Annotated in this window: 17 protein-coding genes; 16 read left to right on the top strand and 1 reads right to left on the bottom strand. The window is 38.7% G+C overall.

Translation table 11 applies throughout. The annotated features are described in order from the left end of the window. Nucleotides 1-77 precede the first annotated feature (77 nt). The 9 genes from metF (at nt 78) to HPE63_RS16485 (ending at nt 9,337) form a co-directional block, all read left to right on the top strand. The gene (gene metF / locus HPE63_RS16445) at nt 78-1,031 is read left to right on the top strand and encodes a methylenetetrahydrofolate reductase [NAD(P)H] (RefSeq protein ID WP_188315401.1); all 954 of its coding nucleotides are present in this window, start codon (nt 78-80) and stop codon (nt 1,029-1,031) included. 101 nt (nt 1,032-1,132) lie between these two features. Beyond that, the gene (locus HPE63_RS16450) at nt 1,133-2,236 is read left to right on the top strand and encodes an acyloxyacyl hydrolase (protein ID WP_188315402.1); all 1,104 of its coding nucleotides are present in this window, start codon (nt 1,133-1,135) and stop codon (nt 2,234-2,236) included. Nucleotides 2,237-2,252: 16 nt separating this feature from the next. Continuing rightward, complete coding sequence (locus HPE63_RS16455; protein WP_188315403.1) at nt 2,253-3,047, top strand: head GIN domain-containing protein; 795 nt, start codon at nt 2,253-2,255, stop codon at nt 3,045-3,047. Between the two features lie 39 nt (nt 3,048-3,086). Continuing rightward, nucleotides 3,087-4,208 (top strand): serine hydrolase domain-containing protein, encoded by a 1,122-nt coding sequence (locus tag HPE63_RS16460; RefSeq protein WP_188315404.1) that lies wholly within the window; start codon nt 3,087-3,089, stop codon nt 4,206-4,208. A 291-nt stretch (nt 4,209-4,499) separates the two neighbouring features. Next, nucleotides 4,500-5,327, top strand: a complete 828-nt coding sequence (locus tag HPE63_RS16465) for a prephenate dehydratase (protein ID WP_188315446.1) — start codon at nt 4,500-4,502, stop codon at nt 5,325-5,327. Further along, nucleotides 5,324-6,469 (top strand): pyridoxal phosphate-dependent aminotransferase, encoded by a 1,146-nt coding sequence (locus tag HPE63_RS16470; RefSeq protein WP_188315405.1) that lies wholly within the window; start codon nt 5,324-5,326, stop codon nt 6,467-6,469. Before HPE63_RS16465 ends, HPE63_RS16470 begins: the two co-directional genes overlap by 4 nt. A 143-nt stretch (nt 6,470-6,612) precedes the next feature. Further along, nucleotides 6,613-7,470, top strand: coding sequence for a prephenate dehydrogenase (locus HPE63_RS16475; RefSeq protein WP_188315406.1), 858 nt, complete (start codon nt 6,613-6,615; stop codon nt 7,468-7,470). Nucleotides 7,471-7,483: 13 nt separating this feature from the next. After that, nucleotides 7,484-8,566 (top strand): bifunctional 3-deoxy-7-phosphoheptulonate synthase/chorismate mutase type II, encoded by a 1,083-nt coding sequence (locus tag HPE63_RS16480; protein WP_188315407.1) that lies wholly within the window; start codon nt 7,484-7,486, stop codon nt 8,564-8,566. Nucleotides 8,567-8,662: 96 nt separating this feature from the next. Continuing rightward, nucleotides 8,663-9,337: a head GIN domain-containing protein gene (locus tag HPE63_RS16485; RefSeq protein ID WP_188315408.1), complete on the top strand. Its 675-nt coding sequence runs from the start codon at nt 8,663-8,665 to the stop codon at nt 9,335-9,337. A 143-nt stretch (nt 9,338-9,480) separates the two neighbouring features. Here HPE63_RS16485 and HPE63_RS16490 read toward each other — a convergent pair whose 3' ends face one another. After that, nucleotides 9,481-9,921, bottom strand: coding sequence for a hypothetical protein (locus HPE63_RS16490; protein WP_188315409.1), 441 nt, complete (start codon nt 9,919-9,921; stop codon nt 9,481-9,483). 106 nt (nt 9,922-10,027) lie between these two features. On the opposite strand from HPE63_RS16490, the gene rsgA reads away from it, so the two are divergent. From rsgA to queA, 7 genes are all read left to right on the top strand, one after another. Next, nucleotides 10,028-10,978: a ribosome small subunit-dependent GTPase A gene (gene rsgA, locus HPE63_RS16495; protein WP_188315410.1), complete on the top strand. Its 951-nt coding sequence runs from the start codon at nt 10,028-10,030 to the stop codon at nt 10,976-10,978. Nucleotides 10,979-11,011: 33 nt separating this feature from the next. Beyond that, on the top strand, nt 11,012-11,464 hold the full coding sequence (dtd, locus tag HPE63_RS16500) for a D-aminoacyl-tRNA deacylase (protein ID WP_188315411.1): 453 nt from the start codon (nt 11,012-11,014) through the stop codon (nt 11,462-11,464). Between the two features lie 81 nt (nt 11,465-11,545). Continuing rightward, nucleotides 11,546-13,462 (top strand): DUF3857 domain-containing transglutaminase family protein, encoded by a 1,917-nt coding sequence (locus HPE63_RS16505; RefSeq protein WP_188315412.1) that lies wholly within the window; start codon nt 11,546-11,548, stop codon nt 13,460-13,462. A gap of 13 nt (nt 13,463-13,475) precedes the next feature. Beyond that, the gene (locus tag HPE63_RS16510) at nt 13,476-15,533 is read left to right on the top strand and encodes a DUF3857 domain-containing protein (RefSeq protein ID WP_188315413.1); all 2,058 of its coding nucleotides are present in this window, start codon (nt 13,476-13,478) and stop codon (nt 15,531-15,533) included. Further along, entirely contained in the window at nt 15,499-15,825 is a 327-nt protein-coding gene (locus tag HPE63_RS16515) for a nucleotide pyrophosphohydrolase (RefSeq protein WP_188315414.1), read from the top strand. The genes HPE63_RS16510 and HPE63_RS16515 overlap by 35 nt, the downstream gene beginning before the upstream one ends. Nucleotides 15,826-15,861: 36 nt before the next feature. Next, complete coding sequence (locus tag HPE63_RS16520; RefSeq protein ID WP_188315415.1) at nt 15,862-17,091, top strand: 3-phosphoshikimate 1-carboxyvinyltransferase; 1,230 nt, start codon at nt 15,862-15,864, stop codon at nt 17,089-17,091. Nucleotides 17,092-17,189: 98 nt separating this feature from the next. Continuing rightward, nucleotides 17,190-18,239, top strand: a complete 1,050-nt coding sequence (gene queA / locus HPE63_RS16525) for a tRNA preQ1(34) S-adenosylmethionine ribosyltransferase-isomerase QueA (protein ID WP_188315416.1) — start codon at nt 17,190-17,192, stop codon at nt 18,237-18,239. Nucleotides 18,240-18,248 lie beyond the last annotated feature (9 nt).

Here is an 18,248-nt window from a genome sequence, read left to right on the forward strand (position 1 = left end):
GGATAGCCCGACCCCAAAGGGTAACGCCACATTAAAAATTGAACAACACATACTGGACCAAGTTCAGCTAAGATTAGATGAAAGTAACAGAACACATAGTAAAAGCAAAAGGTGAAACCTTGTTTTCCTTTGAATTGATTCCGCCGGTAAAAGGAAGAAATATTAAGGAATTGTATGATAACATTGATCCTTTAATGGAGTTCAACCCTCCTTTTATTGATGTAACTACTTCACGGGAGGAATATGTGTATATAGATCGTGACGGGCTTTTGGATAAAAAATTGACCCGTATGCGACCAGGAACCGTGGGCATATGCGCGTCGATTCAGCACAAATACAAGGTCGATACCGTTCCACACGTCCTTTGTGGGGGATTTACTAAGGAAGAAACCGAATATGTCCTTATCGATTGTCATTATTTGGGGATACGGAATGTCATGGCGCTTCGAGGGGATGCACGGAGTGAACAGAAGTATTTTGAGCCAACTGAAGGGGGGCATTCGTATGCGGTGGACTTGGTACATCAGATCACAAACCTGAATCGTGGTAAATACCTTCATGAGGTTATCGAAACAGCAGATTGCGCTGATTTCTGTATTGGTGTTGCGGGATATCCAGAAAAGCACTTAGAGGCACCCTCTTTACAATCCGATTTAATTCGGTTAAAGGAAAAGGTGGATGCAGGTGCCGATTATGTGGTGACACAAATGTTCTTCGACAACAAAAAATTCTTTCAGTTTGTTGATGCCGCACGGAATATGGGTATTACCGTTCCTATTATTCCTGGGATAAAGCCCATTGCTGTCAAAAGACATTTACAATTGCTTCCCCAGGTCTTTAGGATTGATCTACCCCAAGATTTGATCGATGCCGTTGATAGCTGTACAAACAATAAGGCCGTACGTCAGGTAGGTATAGAATGGGCTATTGAGCAGTCAAAGGAATTGAAAGCGGCAGGGGTACCCGTGTTGCATTACTATTCTATGGGTAAATCCGATAATATCCATGCCATTGCCAAAGAAGTGTTTTAAGCCTATTTGAACAGGGGATTGATATTCATTGTACAAGGTGTAAAACAATTATATTAACTTCGCATCGTGCATAAAGCACCGTCAATTTACTTTTGCACTTCATGAACCCAAGGTTACTTCCCTTTTTTATTTTGGTATTCACCATTGGTTTATCTCAAGACCATCAGGGGGAATTGAAAAAACATACTATCGACATTAATCAATATTATGGTTCGGTATTGCTCCATAATACGGATATATCCCATCTTATTTCAGACCATCCGGCCGGCCTGATCCTAAGCTATAATCGAAAAACGTATGGGGATAAAGATTGGCAGCAAGCCTTCAATTATCCCGATATCGGGGCTTCGTTTATTTATCAGAACATGAACAATACCACCTTAGGACATAATTTTGGGCTGTATGCCCATTACAACTTCTATTTTTTCAAAAGGTTGATGCAATTTCGTATAGGCCAGGGTATTGCTTACAACTCAAATCCATATGACAAATTCGAAAATTTCAGGAATAATGCCTATGGCACCCATTTTATGAGTTCTACCTATCTGATGTTGAACTATCATAAGGAGAATGTTTTCAAGGGACTGGGTTTCAAAGCGGGCATTTCATTGATCCATTATTCAAATGCCAATGTTAAGGCTCCCAATACATCGACCAATACTTTTGCCCTGAACGCCGGTGTGATTTATGATCTGGATGGAGGGCGTGAAATTCCGTATTTGGTACGTACCGAAAAAGATAAAATAACCGAACCCATTAAATACAACTTCGTCTTTAGGGCGGGATTGAATGAGAGTGATGTTATTGATATGGGGCAATATCCATTTTATATCGTTTCGGTTTATGCCGATAAACGCTTGGGAAATAGGAGTGCGGTCCATTTTGGAACTGATGTTTATTTTTCCAGATTCTTAAAAGAATTGATTCGTTTTCAATCTATCTCATTTCCGGAGAATGGGGTTTCAGCTGATGATGATTATAAAAGGGTCGGCCTGTTTTTGGGCCATGAACTGTTTATAAATAAGATGTCGGTTATTACCCAATTAGGCTACTATGTGTATTACCCATTCGATTTTGAGGGCAGAATGTACAATAGAGTCGGATTGAAACGTTATTTCAGTGACAGGTTATTTGGTGCAATTACGCTTAAATCGCATGGAGCCAAGGCGGAAGCCGTTGAATTTGGCATTGGTGTAAGATTATAAAAACACGAAGTAGAAAATGAGAGCTTCTATATGCAATAATAAGTTATTTCCTTTGACGGCCGTCAAGGGTTTCTTGGTTGTGTTCGTAGTCCTTATTTATTCCTGCAACAGCGAGAATGCCCCGGATTGCTTTCAGGATGCCGGTGAAATATCACGAACGGAAATCGATGTGGATCAATTCTCTAAGATTACGGTGTTTGAAAAAATTAGCCTGATCCTGAAACAGGGCGAAACCCAAAAGGTGGAAATCGAAACAGGGGAATATCTTCTCAATGATATCGTTGCGGAAGTCCTGGATGATCGATTGATCCTAAGGAATGGTAATGGCTGTAATTTCTTTAGAGCGTACGGATTGACCAAGGTGTATATTACTTCACCCAACATTTCCGAAATTAGAAGTAGTACCGGTCTACCCATCAAAAGTGATGGGGCGCTCGGGTATACCTCATTACTTTTGTTCTCGGAAAGTTTTACCGATCCCCAGGCCGAGACCACAGATGGGGAATTTGATTTGGAATTGGATACAGGGAGTCTTGCCATTGTGGTCAATGGTATTGCCTATTTTAGATTAAAAGGGAATACCGAGAACCTAAACATCAATATTGCTGCCGGAGATTCAAGGATTGATGCTGAAAACTTATTGGCCAATGTCGTAAGTCTTAACCATAGAGGTACCAATGACATTCAAATTAATCCACAACAATCACTTTCCGGGGTAATCAGGGGTACTGGGGATGTTATCAGTTATAACCAGCCATCAATTCTAGAGATCGAGGAATTATATACTGGGAAGCTTATTTTTAGGGATTGATATTAAATCGCCTTTATAGTGTCTGATAATTGATTATATATGAAATTGAAATCCATCAGATCATACCTTAAAAGCCTGTTTGCCACCAAGGACAAGGCTAAGGAACAAATTCAGGTAAAAGAATTGGTCCATATCGATGAGCTATTGAATTCCCTTATTAAGGAAAAAAAAATTCCTGGTTTAGCCATTACGGTCTTTAAAAAAGAAAAGGTTTTTTTTCAAAAAGGATATGGATATGCAGATTTGGAGGCTGGAATTAAAGTAGATCCAAAAAAAACAATTTTTAGGATTGCCAGTATATCCAAGAATATAGCGGCAACTGCACTGGCCCAAATGGTGAAGGATAGGATTATAGATCTGGATGGTTCGTTTTATCATTATGTCCCATATTTCCCAAAGAAAAAGCATGATTTCACAATTCGGCAATTGGCTAGCCATACGGCCGGAATTCGCAGCTATAAAGGAAAGGAATACGGATTGAACAAACCGTATTCCATTAAGGATAGCCTGCATATTTTTAAGGATGACGCCTTACTTTTTGAGCCCGGAACGGATTATCACTACAATAGTTATGATTGGGTCTTGATTTCCTTGGCAATGCAGGAAGCCTGTGGCGTGCCATTCGAGGAATATGTACAGGAAAAAGTGTTAACCCCCTTAGATTTACAAAACACCTTTCCGGAAAATGTCCCATCGAGCGCACCTAGCTTGCCGGCAGACAGGGTCGAGACCATAGAAAAGCATGATCACGACTTTGCCACATTTTATTCCAAGAACAGATTGGGTTTTCGAAAGGCCATTCCTGTCAATAACCGATACAAATTGGCGGGGGGCGGATATGTATCAACTTCCGAGGATATTGCCAAATTCGGTCAAGCCTATTTGAACAAGGGGATTATAAATGATGATGTCATTGCTCAATTTATTTCCTCTGTCAAGATAAATGGAAATCCTACTTATTACGGTTTGGGCTGGCAAGTGAGTGAGGATAAGAGTGGGAGACCTTATTTCGGGCATATAGGTAATGGGGTAGGGGGGTATTCCAATCTTTTTATTTATCCTCAAGAACAGATGGTCTTCTCCATTTTAATCAATTGTACGAACCCTGGAATTCAGGAAGATTTAAATGAATGTGTCATAGGAATTCTCAATAATTCGTAATAAACGGTTCATTTTTAATAGAATCATGCAATGAAATTCACTTTACTCGAAAAAAACAAAAAAAGTCAGGTATAAAATTTGATTTTTAAATTTAATAATTACCTTAGCCACAGATTTAAGCACAGAATGAGAAAGCAGTATTTCTATAACGGTTTTTATTTTTTCTTCTTTTACAAAAGAGAAACGGGACTGTTGTAGTGTATTGTAAACTAAAAATATAACATTGAGTCCCGTGAAAAACGGGACTTTTTTTGTTAATAATAGCCGTGGATGAAAGCCACGAACATAATAATGGATTTAAAGATAGCCATACAGGGAATCAGGGGATCTAACCACCACCAAGTGGCCCTTGAGTATTTTAACGACCAAATTGATCTCGTAGAATGCATGTCTTTTCATAATTTAGTCGACTGTGTGGTTGATGGAACTGCGGACAAAGGAATAATGGCCATCGAAAATTCGATAGTGGGGTCGATAATTCCGAACTATGCATTGATTTATGAGAAGAATTTACACATCATAGGGGAGCACTATTTGAACATACATCATCACCTTATGGCGCTCGCTGGCCAGTCAATTGACGATATTTTCGAAGTGCGATCACACCCCATGGCATTATTGCAATGTAGGGAGTTTCTAAAGACCAAACCTCATATTAAAATGGTCGAAGATGTCGATACAGCAGAGACAGCAAGGCAGATACATGACAAACAATTACAAGGAATTGCCGCTATAGCACCGAAAGTTGCGGCCGAATTATACGATTTGAGCATTATTGCCTCAGAGATACAGACGATAAAAAACAATGCGACCCGCTTCATAATCGTAAAAACAAAGAATAAGGAATTGCCTAAAAGCGAGATCAATAAAGCTTCATTACGCTTTGTAACCGATCATAAAAGAGGTAGTCTGGCAACGGTTTTGAATGTGATGAGCGATTGTAATTTGAATTTGACCAAGATACAGTCATTGCCTATTATCGAAACTCCGTGGAAATATGCTTTTTTCGTTGATGTTACCTTCGATGAATATGATAATTTTGCCAAGGCCAAATCGCTTTTGGATATCATGTCGGATGATTTTAGGGTTTTGGGAGAATATAAAAATGCCAGATTATGATTACTATCGCGGATAGATTAAAAAAAGTGGAAGAGTACTACTTCTCAAAAAAGTTGCGAGAGGTGCGAGGACTTATTTCAGAGGGGAAACCCATTATCAATATGGGTATTGGCAGTCCTGATTTGGCACCTTCCCAAGAGGTTATTAGTGCTATCAAGGATGCAATGACCGAGGTTGGGGCCCATCAATATCAAAGTTACCAAGGTTTGCCAGAACTTCGGAAAGCTATCGCCGATTTTTATAAGGCAAAATTCGGAGTGACAGCCGACCCCAATACAGAGATTTTACCTTTAATGGGTTCTAAGGAAGGTATCATGCATATTAGTATGGCGTTCTTGAACATTGGTGATGAGGTTTTAATACCTAATCCTGGTTATCCTACCTATACATCGGTTACTAAATTAGTAGGCGGGGAGCCAAAACTTTATGATCTATATGAAGAAAACGGTTGGTTTCCCGATTTAGGGGCTTTACAGCAACAAGATTTATCCAAAGTGAAATTAATGTGGGTCAGTTATCCACATATGCCCACAGGGGCTATGGCCAATCGGGAACAATTGACCCAGTTGGTTGAATTTGCAAAAAGGAACAATATCCTATTGGTGAATGACAACCCGTACAGTTTTGTACTCAGTAATGGACCATTGAGTATTTTAGGCATCCCTGGGGCGAACGATGTTGCCTTGGAACTGAATTCATTGAGCAAGACCTTTAATATGGCAGGCTGGCGTGTTGGTATGGTTTTAGGAAATGCTTCGTATTTAGATGCTGTTTTAAAGGTGAAAAGCAATATGGATTCCGGTATGTTCTATGGTATTCAAAAGGGGGCTATTGAAGCTTTAAAGAGTGGTGAGGAATGGTTCAAATCTTTGGATAAAATCTACCAAAATCGAAGGGAACTGATGTTTGAAATTGCCGATAAATTGAATTGTACCTATGACACGAATGCCGTTGGGATGTTTGTTTGGGCGAAACTGCCCAAAAATTCCCTACCATCCGAGGTTTTTATTGATAAGGTGCTTTATGAAAAGAATATCTTTATAGCCCCCGGTACAATTTTCGGTAGTAATGGCGAGGGTTATATTCGATTTTCACTTTGTGTCAAAGAAGGAAAAATCAGGGAGGCATTGGGTAGATTTTAAAAAGGTGGGACAACCATGGAAATAAGTGCAAACGGTTATTACACAGTATAAGATTGATGTAATACACTATATGAGCACAAAGTGAAACAAGAAAAATAAGAACTTTTAGTGTCTAAGTGCTAGATTCTATTATTAAGAAAGGAATGAATGTATTTGTAATCGGTATTGGTTTGATCGGGGGTTCTATGGCCAAGGATATAAAAAGGCTGAATCCTAATGCCAATATATTTGGTATAGATAACAATGCATCACATCTTGAGGAGGCATTGACATTGAATTTGATCGACAGTAAAGCAAGCTATGATGATCTTCAATCAGCCGAAATCGTTATTGTGAGTATTCCGGTCGATGCAATGTTGTCCGAGCTGCCACGAATATTGAATCATGTCAATGATGATTGTGTGGTGTTCGATGCCGGTTCAACCAAGGCAACCTTATGCAAAAATTTGGACGACCACCCAAAGCGAAGAAATTTTTTGGCTTGCCACCCTATTGCAGGAACTGAATTTTCAGGGCCCTCTGCGGCTATAGATGGTTTATACCAAGGCAAGACCAATATTATCTGTGAGGTCGAAAAAACAGCTTTTAAGCTTCAGGAAAAAGCCCTGGAACTTTTCCAACAATTGGGAATGCGGATTAGATATATGAATCCCGAGGCCCATGATAAGCATATTGCCTATGTCTCCCATTTATCGCACATAAGCTCGTTTATGCTGGGGAAAACGGTTATTGAGAAGGAGAAAAATGAACGGGATATCTTTGATATGGCCGGTAGTGGATTTGAAAGTACCGTGCGCTTGGCTAAGAGTTCCCCTGCGATGTGGACACCCATTTTTGAGCAGAATAAAGAAAATGTTGTGGAGACCTTGGAAGAGTATATCCAAAATCTTGAAGCCTTTAAACAATTGTTGCTGAAAAATGATTATGAAGGTATTTATGATCAAATGAACAATACGAATAAAATAAAAGAAATATTAAAAGGAATACCTTTGAACAAATAAAGAGGAAGTAAAAATGGAGAATTCAAAACAAATGAGAACATGGTTGGATGATTTGGGATTAGATCATCCATTGGTAATTGCAGGGCCATGTAGTGCTGAAACAGAAGAACAAGTCTTGAAAATCGCACATGAGCTAAAAGATACCGATGTCAACTATTACCGGGCAGGTATTTGGAAACCAAGAACTCGTCCAGGCAACTTTGAGGGTGTCGGTGCATTGGGTCTTAAATGGTTGCAGAAAGTTAAGGAAGAAACAGGATTGAAAACGGCTACCGAAGTGGCGAATAAAGCCCATGTAGAATTGGCATTGGAACACGATATCGACTTGTTATGGGTTGGGGCCCGCTCTACGGTAAGTCCATTTATCGTGCAGGAAATCGCTGATGCGCTGGAAGGTACCGATAAAATTGTCTTGATCAAAAACCCCGTAAATCCTGATTTATCATTATGGTTGGGTGCCGTAGAGAGATTATACAGTTCCAATATCAAAAAATTGGGGGTCATTCATAGGGGTTTTTCGACCTATGAGAAAACCAAATACAGAAACATTCCTGAATGGCAGTTGGCCATAGAATTACAGACGAAGTTTCCTGATTTGCCTTTGATCAATGATCCATCACATATAACGGGTAATAGGAATTTGATCTTTGATGTATCGCAAACCGCATTGGACCTGAATTTTGATGGATTAATGATAGAGACCCATCACGATCCGGATAATGCATGGAGCGATGCTGCGCAACAAGTGACCCCAAAAACCCTGGTGCAGATCATGAAAGATCTGCGCATTAGAAAGGAAACCAATGAAGAGGCCGAATTCAACAGCAAGCTTAGTAACCTTAGGGCACAGATCGATGTCATAGATAATCAATTGATAAGTATTCTTGGTAAGCGAATGAAGATTGCCGATGGAATCGGTACCCTAAAAAAACAAAAGAATGTTGCCATTCTGCAAAGCACCAGATGGAATTCCATTCTGGGCAGTATGATTCTTGAAGGAGAGTCAAAAGGATTGAGTGAGGAGTTTATTCTTAGAATGTTCAAGGCCATTCACCAAGAATCCATCAACCATCAAGAGAAGATAATGCAATCTTAATAACAAATCCCGATTTTTAATCGGGATTTTTTTTTGGCAAACTGTAACATTTGCATAAGTCTTACATCTTTTAATAAACCAAAAAAAAGAACAATAATGAAAAAAATACTTTTCCTTCTGGCATTGTCGGTTTCTATGGCTGCTTCGGCCCAAAGAATGATAGATAAAGAAGTTGGTGACTTCAATAAGATCAAGGTTTTCGATTTAATAGAAGTAAACCTTATTAAATCGGATGAGAACAGGATTACGATAAAGGGAGAGAATGTGTATGACATCAAGGTTGTGAATACGGATGGCACCTTGAAATTAAGGATGCAATTGGATAAGAAATTTACCGGGGAAGACACCTTTATAGAAGTCTTTTATAAACATTTGGATGTCATTGATGGCAATGAGGGTGCAAAGATTGTCTGTAATGAATTGATAAAACAAGACCATCTTGAAATCCGTTCCCAAGAAGGGGCGCACATCAAGGCAGGATTGGATATTGTTGATTTGGAAGTCAAGGCCGTAACAGGCGGTATAGTAGAGGTATCCGGTTTGGCGGAAAGTCAATGGATTGTTTTGAATACAGGAGGTATTTTCGAGGGCCGGGAGCTAAAGACTTCTAATACCGATGTGAAAATTACCGCAGCAGGCGAGGCCGAGATCTATGCATCGGACAAAGTGGATATCAATGTGAAAGCCGGGGGAGATGTTTATGTCTATGGTAACCCAAGAGATATCAATAAAAAAACCCTGGCTGGTGGTCGGGTTTATATACAGGATTAAAGATAAAAGAGGGTGACTAAGTCCATCAATGTCCCTGGCGGTAAGAAGCAATTTCCGAACTTTTGATTATCAAAGACCAGAATACTTCACTACGTTCGTAATGACAATTTTATTTTTGTCTTATAGACACCCTCTTTATATTGTTAGCGCTTAAAAATATAGCGAGTAATGAAAATACCTTGACCATCGCCCTTACCGCCATCACTTTCAACGGCACTGGTCACAAATGCCAGCTCCCAACCTTCGGCTACCATTGTATTGATCTTTGAGGAAATAAGGGCGTCATTCGCAGCGATATTCTGAAAACGAATCCCCCCGATATTAAAGAAGTTCAATAGTTTGGTCTCTTCAAAATTCTTTACCCGAATTTCATCCCTTTTTGATTTGTTACGGGTATTGTCTTCCTCGGATTGTACACTTGTGAATTCCTGATAATCCTTTTGTTCTAGGTTACTGATTAATCGAGATCTTCCCAACCCACTTGAAACAATAGACTCCACGCTTGTAATAACCGTGTATTCTTGGGCATTGAGTTCAAATGAAATTAAACTTAAAAGGCATGCAAATACAATGATTTTTTTCATGTGATTGGTTTTATTTAGTTACTAATAACGTAAAGATAAAATAAATGTTATCCAGAAAAATTGTTATTTTGTGAGATTACCCACTATTAATGATTTTTTTGTCTAAATGAAAGGTATAGTATATAAATCAACGGGAAGTTGGTATACTGTGAAATCGACCGAGGGGGATTTTTATGAATGTCGCATTAAGGGTAAATTTAGGATAAAAGGTATAAAAAGCACCAATCCTACTGCGGTTGGTGACCATGTAGTTTTTGAAATAGAGAAAATTGGTGACGAGACCATTGGGATAATCACAAAGATCGAAGATCGAAAGAACTACATTATCAGGAAATCGGTAAAGCTTTCCAAACAGGTCCATATCATTGCTTCGAACCTCGACCAAGTATTCTTAATTGTTACCGTTAAAAACCCCAAGACCTACACTATTTTTATGGACCGCTTTTTAGCCACGGCCGAAGCTTATGATATCCCTGCGGTTCTACTTTTCAATAAAATAGATACCTATGATGAGGAAGAGTTGTTAGAGGTCAAGTATCTCGCGGCCTTGTATAGGGAAATAGGCTACACCTGTATCGGTATTTCGGCAACCACTGGTAAGAATGTTGATAAGGTAAAAGAAATGATGGTTGGGAAAACCAGTATGTTCTCTGGTAATTCGGGTGTGGGAAAATCCACTTTGATCAACGCCCTTGAACCTTCCTTGGATATAAAGACGACCGAAATTTCCGAACAACACCTGCAAGGGCAGCATACTACGACCTTCGCTGAAATGTTCGATCTAAGTTTTGACGCTCGAATAATCGATACCCCAGGAATAAGGGGCTTTGGTATTTTTGATATGGAAAAGGATGAAATCGGGGATTATTTTCCCGAGTTTTTCAAACTTAAGAGTGAATGCAAGTTCAATAATTGTCTTCATTTGGATGAACCCAGTTGTGCCGTTAAAAAAGCACTTGAAAATAATGAAGTGGCCTGGAGTAGGTATAAGAGCTATGTTCAAATGGTAACAGGGGAGGATGACACCTATAGAATCGATGATTTTGAAAAAGAGTAAAGTTGCATTTTACCAAAATAAAGCGAAATTATTATGAAGGCGGTTGTTCAAAGAGTCTCCAAGGCAAGTGTCACCGTTGATGGGAAAATCATCTCGACCATAGCAGATGGTCTGCTCGTATTATTGGGTATTGAAAATCAAGATAACAAATCGGACATTGATTGGCTTTCACGTAAGATTGTGAATCTGCGGATTTTTAATGATGAAAATGGAGTGATGAATACGTCTTTGATCGAAAAAGGGGGTGAAGCCATAGTAGTGAGTCAGTTTACCTTGCATGCTTCGACCAAAAAGGGAAATAGACCGTCTTACCTTAAAGCCGCCAAACCGGAAGTATCTATCCCTTTGTATGAGGAATTTGTGCAACGGTTAGAGCATGATCTAGGAAAAAAAGTAGGTACGGGTATTTTTGGGGCAGATATGAAAGTCGATCTGGTAAACGATGGTCCGGTAACGATTATAATTGATACCCAAAATAGGGAATAGTAAGATTTTTTATTTTTTTCCATATTAATTGTAAGAAAAATAGGTAAATTGACGTTGTAGTTATTCAACCATACCTGACCAATGCGCTTACCTTTAATTACCATTTGTGCCATTTTGGTACTTACCTCACTTTACCCCCAAGAAAATAGTTTCCAAGCTTTAGCCCTAGATCCAATTTTGACCAAGAATGCGAATGCCATAGTTCGTTTGGATGAGATGAAGATCGATGTTGCCTCCCACAAATCCATAACATATACTGTGAAACAAGTAGTTACAGTACTCAATAAATTGGGAAATAGCTCAGCAAGAACCCAATTGTATTACGATAAGGAAAAGAAAATCAAGAATATCGATATTTTGATCTATGATCAATTGGGTAAGGAAATAAAACACATTAAGAGAAAGGATTTTCAGGACCTAAGTACGGCCGACGGTTTTTCATTGTATAATGATGATCGATTACTATATCACCGTTATACCCCGATACAGTACCCGTATACGTTGGAGTTTACTTATGAAGTAGAATCAAGTGATACTGGTTTTTTCCCTCCATGGTATTTCATTTCGGGCTATTTAGTAAGTGTAGAAAAAAGCCATTATGAGATCAATTTTGCAGATGAAACCTTAAAACCCGAAATAAAAGAATATAACCTTGATGGTATCACATATGATAAAAAGGAAACTTCCAATAGCATTCTATATAGTGCCGAAAATATTCCAGCATTAAAACAGGAGTATTTGAGTCCTGATTTTTTAGATATCGTACCTAGACTAAAAGTACGAATGAAACATTTCAATCTAAAAGGGGTAGATGCTTCCGTAGCTGATTGGAATGATTTAGGAGCATGGATTGACAATGAATTATTAAAGAATAGGGATGACCTCACGGAAGAAACCAAAATGACAGTCCATGAGCTTGTCAAAGGCACTGATGATACGTTAGAAAAGGCAAGGATAATATACCAGTATGTTCAGGATAACACACGTTATATCAGCGTGCAAATCGGCATTGGTGGATGGCAACCTATTAGTGCAATTGACGTTGATAAAGTTAAATATGGTGATTGCAAAGGGCTATCAAATTATACAAAGGCCCTTTTAAAAGAGGTAGGTGTAGAATCCTATTATGTTGTTGTACACGCAGGGAATGCAAAAATAGATTTTGACAAGGATTTTTCAATACTTCAAGGAAACCATGCGATTCTGGCAATCCCCTATAATGATGAATACTATTGGGTAGATTGTACTTCCCAAGTGAACCCGTTTGGGTATATCGGTGATTTTACAGACGACAGGGATGTATTGGTAGTAAAACCAAATGGCGGGGAAATAGTTAGGACCAGGTCGTATCTCAATGGGCAAAATAAGCAACTTACCACAGCTTCATTTAAGGTCTCAGATAAGGGTACGCTTACTGGGGAAGTCGAAATTTCAACTACAGGCGTACAATATTCCAACAGGCTGCATTTAGAAAATGAAACCACAGAGGATGTAGTGAAATATTATAAAAAATTTTGGCACAATATTAATAACCTGAATATTGGTTCTTTCAATTTTTTAAATGATAAAAATGCAATTTCGATGAAAGAAACGGTTTCCTTGGAAGCCAATAATTATGCGTCTACAAGCCAGGACCGTATTTTATTTGGACTTAATCCTTTCAATAAAATCGAGCATGTCCCAAAAAGGTATCGCGTACGAAAAAGACCTTTTGAAATACTTCGTGGATTTTTGGATATAGATGAGTATGAAATTAATATCCCTTCTGGTTATAGTATAGAGGCATTACCTGCCACACAAAATATTAAGACTGAATTTGGCGAATATGCAATGTCCATTGAATTAAAAGATGGGCAAATCATTCGCTACAATAAATCATTCGCTTTGAATGCAGGAACCTATCCTCCGGAAAAATATAAGGAGTATAGGGATTTCAGGAAAAAAGTGGCTAAACAAGAAAATGCAAAAGTCGTCTTGACAAAAAATAAAGTAAATTAAATATTTGATAAGTATGCGTACCAAATGCAATGTACTCCTGTTGTTTTTTATAACACTGAACCTATTCGCCCAAGATTTTAAATTCGGTAAAATCTCCAAAGAAGAACTCACGCAAAAAGAATATACCCAAGATCCTTCTGCGGCGGCAGCTGTTCTTTTCAGGGAAGTAACGATAAACTATAACTATGTAAAAAATGAGGGATTCATGGTAGAGACCAATGTACATGAACGAGTAAAGATCTACAATGCCGATGGATTCAAATTCGGAACTATTTCCGAAAGTCTCTATCAAAGTGGAAACACCGCGGAATCGTTAAGTGGGATAAAGGCCTTTACCTATAATTTGAAAGACGGAAAAATCGTGGAGACCAAATTGAGTAAAAATGATATTTTCAATGAAGAGGTGAACAAATATAGACTTCGAAAAAAATTCACTATGCCCAATTTACAGGAAGGTAGTGTTATTGAGTACCAATATAAAATACAGTCTCCTTTTAGCAGTAATATTGATGAAATCATATTACAATATGATATCCCCATTGTCAAGCAGGAGATCAAGGTGGTCATACCGGAGTACTACACTTTTAATGAACGCACCAAAGGGTATTTAATGTTTGATATAAAGAAGTCAAGTCTACATGGACAAATAAATTTCACTTCGAATGCCAGGACAAATCGAAATACTCGTGTTGTTTCGGCAAGTAAGGTTTCGAGTTCATCCCTTAAATATCGCAATAATGTATCATCAATTACCATGGACAATGTTCCTGCACTAAAAGAAGAGCCTTTTGTAAACAATATGGACAATTATAGAAGCGCTTTGAAATTTGAACTCCAGTTTACTAAATTCCCGAATTCGACCATTGAGACATATACCACCAGTTGGGAAAAGGTGGTCAAGAAAATCTACGATTTTGAAGGTTTTGGGGGACAACTCGACAAGACTAGGTATTTCATGGACGACCTACCCATAGTGCTTCAGGGGAAAGTATCGGAAGAGGAGAAAACAAGTGCTATTTATCACTTTGTAAAAGATCGAATGCATTGGAATGGTATGTATGGCTATACTTCAGATGAAGGTGTAAAAAAAGCCTATGACCTTAAGACAGGTAATATAGCGGATATAAATTTGATTTTAGTAGGTATGCTGCGAGCCGCGAATCTAAAGGCGAATCCGGTATTGATAAGTACTAGAAGTAATGGTGTTCCCTTGTTCCCAACAATGGAAGGCTTCAATTATGTGGCCGCGTCCGTAATAATTGGCGATGGTTATGTTTTTCTTGACGCTACCAACAAATATACCAAGCCTAATCTTTTACCCACAAGGGCATTGAATTGGTCGGGTAGGGTAGTTAAAGAAAACGGGACCTCAACTGAATTCTCCCTAATGCCCACTTTAAAATCAGAAAATACCGTTCTATTGAGTGCTGAAATTTCTAATACAGGTGAATTGGAAGGAAAAATAAGAAGGTCATTCGTTGATTATGGTGCTTATACATTCAGGAATAATTATGACGTCTTGGATGAAGATACCTATCTTGAAAAATTAGAAGAACAATTTGGGGAAATCGAGATTTCAGAATATGGAATAAAGAATAAACTAGCGGTAGGAAAACCGGTTATGGAAAATTTTGCGTTCTATACCGAAGATCTTGTTGAGTTTATTGATGACAAAATTTACATATCGCCCTTACTTTGGTTTTCGGAAGAGGAAAATCCTTTTAAACTGGAAAAGCGCGATTACCCAATTGACTTTATTTACCCCAGAAAGAACAGGTATCTCATTACCTTGAAAATTCCAGAGGGCTATCGCGTTGAGTTTCTTCCTGAAGATATGCTCTTGTCTTTGCCCGAAAATCAGGGAAGTTTTAAATATAAGCTTGGTGTTATAGGGGGGAAGAGCTTACAGATAGCCGTTGAAGAACATATTAATGTGGCTGTTTTTTCATCCTTGAATTATCCATTGTTAAAGGAATATTACAAAACTATTGTTCAAAAACAATTGGAAAAAGTAGTTTTGTCTAAAACTAACGACAATGGGAATACAGAAAGCGCAACAGGAGGTCGATAATTGGATTAAAGAGCATGGGGTTCGTTATTTCAATGAACTTACCAATATGGCCCAACTTACCGAAGAGGTCGGTGAGGTGGCTAGGATTATCGCCCGTAGGTATGGGGAGCAAAGTGAAAAAGAATCGGACAAGGACAAAGACCTAGCGGAGGAGCTCGCCGATGTCCTTTTTGTAGTACTTTGTTTGGCCAATCAAACAGGAATAGATTTGGAGGCGGCCTTCGATAAAAGAATGAACCTAAAATCAAAAAGGGACCATGATAGGCATCAACAAAATGAAAAACTCAAATAGTGGTATATTTGGGCGTTCGTTTTAAACCTATGTAACTTGAAGCTACACCTTTCTGGTCCATCGGATCATAATTTAAAATCCGCCATACAAATCACCGGTTCTAAAAGCGAGACGAACCGATCTTTGCTTTTACAAGCGCTATTTCCAAATATTGCAATACGAAATCGATCTAATTCCGATGATGCCGATGCCATGAAAAAAGGACTTGGGGTTCGTAGTGATATGGTCGATATTCATCATGCAGGTACTGCCATGCGCTTTTTAACGGCCTATTTTGCTTCACAGGAGGGTAAAGATGTGGTATTGACTGGTTCCCAACGTATGACGGAAAGACCGATTAAAGTACTGGTAGAGGCCTTGAAAACACTTGGTGCAGATATTGAATACGTTAATAATGAAGGCTACCCACCTATCAGAATACATGGGAAAAAGTTGGCAAAGAACAAAGTAAGTCTGCCAGCGAACATCAGCAGTCAATATATTTCGGCTTTGTTGCTGATAGCACCCACCTTTGAAAATGGCTTGGAATTGGAATTGATAGGTAAGATTACCTCCGTGCCTTATATAAAAATGACCCTGGGTTTACTAAACCAGATCGGGGCCAAAACTTCATTTGGGAAGAATACGATAAAGGTTTCAACAGTAGGGCATGTGTCACCAATGGAAATGGTAATTGAATCGGACTGGAGTTCAGCTTCCTATTTTTACAGTATTGTCGCTTTAAGTGACATAGGTTCTGAAATTAAACTGGGTTCTTATAAGAAGGATAGCTTACAAGGCGATAGTGTCATTTCGGAACTTTATAAAGATTTTGGTGTAGAAACCATATTCCTATCCAATGAAATCGTATTGAAAAAGGTACAGGATGCTAAACAGGGAATCTTCGAATGCGATTTATCGAACGCCCCGGATATAGCCCAGACCATTGCCGTTACCTGTCTAGGATTGAGGCTTGGCTGTAATCTGACCGGTTTACATACCCTTAAGATCAAAGAAACCGATAGATTGGAGGCCATGCGGGCGGAACTCTCCAAGTTCGGTGCAGAAGTTAAAGTAACCGATAAATCGCTACATATGGCACCTTTATCCGATTTAGTACCTGAAGTAGCTATAGCGACCTATAATGACCATAGAATGGCTATGGCATTTGCCCCATTGGCCTTAAGGACTTCTTTTAAGATCAATGATGCCGAAGTGGTTTCAAAATCATATCCTGATTTTTGGAAAGACCTTAAAACGTTGGGTTTTCAACTTCAGGAACTATAATTTTCATTTAATCATCGTTTTACTTGACAACCCCTATGCCGAGGTCGTATATTTGCAGCCGCAAAAATTGCTAACAAAAATCACTAGATATACTCTATATGAAATTATCACACTTCAATTTTGAACTTCCAAAAGAATTGCTCGCCGAGTACCCTGCTGAAAACAGGGATGAATCGAAATTAATGGTCATACATAGGGAGACCGGAAAAATTGAGCATAAAATGTTCAAAGATTTGATCAACTATTTTGATGAAGGAGATGTGATGGTTTTGAACAACACAAAGGTTTTTCCTGCAAGGTTATATGGTAACAAGGAAAAAACAGGAGCACGTATTGAGGTATTTCTACTTAGGGAACTCAATGAAGAACAACGTCTTTGGGATGTGCTCGTTGATCCCGCACGTAAAATACGGATCGGTAATAAGCTTTATTTCGGTGAAGATGAAAGCTTGGTTGCCGAGGTCATTGACAATACGACTTCAAGGGGTAGAACACTTCGTTTTTTATATGATGGATCGTATTCCGATTTTAGAAGAAAACTTCGCGAATTGGGGCAGACACCCTTACCAAAATATATCAAAAGGGACGTTGAGCCAGAAGATGAAAACCGTTACCAAACGATTTATGCCAAGCATGAAGGGGCTGTTGCAGCACCTACGGCCGGACTCCATTTTTCCAAGCATTTGTTAAAACGACTGGAAATAAAGGGTATCGATTTCGCTGAAGTGACCTTACATGTAGGTTTAGGGACTTTCAATCCGGTTGAGGTAGAGGATTTATCCAAACATAAAATGGATAGTGAGGAACTAATCATCGATGAGAAAGCCACTGAAATTGTCAATACGGCAAAAACAAATAAACGCAAGGTATGTGCCGTTGGCACTACGGCCATGCGTGGCTTGGAAAGTGCTGTTTCCTCTGAACAAACATTGAATACTTTTAATGGGTGGACGAATAAGTTTATATTTCCACCTTACGAATTCAGTATTGCAACATGTATGGTGACCAATTTTCACTTACCAAAATCTACTTTACTGATGATGGTATCCGCATTTATTGGTCATGATTTAATGAAGAAAGCATATAAAGAAGCAATTATGGAAGGCTATAAGTTCTATTCTTATGGTGATGCCATGTTGATTTTATAATCAGATCCA

The organism is Maribacter arenosus (assembly GCF_014610845.1).
GTDB lineage: Bacteria > Bacteroidota > Bacteroidia > Flavobacteriales > Flavobacteriaceae > Maribacter_A > Maribacter_A arenosus.

Coding starts and splice junctions, on each gene's coding strand:
- metF (WP_188315401.1), top strand. CDS start 78: ATGAAAGTAACAGAACACATAGTAAAAGCAAAAGGTGAAACCTTGTTT.
- HPE63_RS16450 (WP_188315402.1), top strand. CDS start 1,133: ATGAACCCAAGGTTACTTCCCTTTTTTATTTTGGTATTCACCATTGGT.
- HPE63_RS16455 (WP_188315403.1), top strand. CDS start 2,253: ATGAGAGCTTCTATATGCAATAATAAGTTATTTCCTTTGACGGCCGTC.
- HPE63_RS16460 (WP_188315404.1), top strand. CDS start 3,087: ATGAAATTGAAATCCATCAGATCATACCTTAAAAGCCTGTTTGCCACC.
- HPE63_RS16465 (WP_188315446.1), top strand. CDS start 4,500: ATGGATTTAAAGATAGCCATACAGGGAATCAGGGGATCTAACCACCAC.
- HPE63_RS16470 (WP_188315405.1), top strand. CDS start 5,324: ATGATTACTATCGCGGATAGATTAAAAAAAGTGGAAGAGTACTACTTC.
- HPE63_RS16475 (WP_188315406.1), top strand. CDS start 6,613: ATGAATGTATTTGTAATCGGTATTGGTTTGATCGGGGGTTCTATGGCC.
- HPE63_RS16480 (WP_188315407.1), top strand. CDS start 7,484: ATGGAGAATTCAAAACAAATGAGAACATGGTTGGATGATTTGGGATTA.
- HPE63_RS16485 (WP_188315408.1), top strand. CDS start 8,663: ATGAAAAAAATACTTTTCCTTCTGGCATTGTCGGTTTCTATGGCTGCT.
- HPE63_RS16490 (WP_188315409.1), bottom strand. CDS start 9,921: ATGAAAAAAATCATTGTATTTGCATGCCTTTTAAGTTTAATTTCATTT.
- rsgA (WP_188315410.1), top strand. CDS start 10,028: ATGAAAGGTATAGTATATAAATCAACGGGAAGTTGGTATACTGTGAAA.
- dtd (WP_188315411.1), top strand. CDS start 11,012: ATGAAGGCGGTTGTTCAAAGAGTCTCCAAGGCAAGTGTCACCGTTGAT.
- HPE63_RS16505 (WP_188315412.1), top strand. CDS start 11,546: ATGCGCTTACCTTTAATTACCATTTGTGCCATTTTGGTACTTACCTCA.
- HPE63_RS16510 (WP_188315413.1), top strand. CDS start 13,476: ATGCGTACCAAATGCAATGTACTCCTGTTGTTTTTTATAACACTGAAC.
- HPE63_RS16515 (WP_188315414.1), top strand. CDS start 15,499: ATGGGAATACAGAAAGCGCAACAGGAGGTCGATAATTGGATTAAAGAG.
- queA (WP_188315416.1), top strand. CDS start 17,190: ATGAAATTATCACACTTCAATTTTGAACTTCCAAAAGAATTGCTCGCC.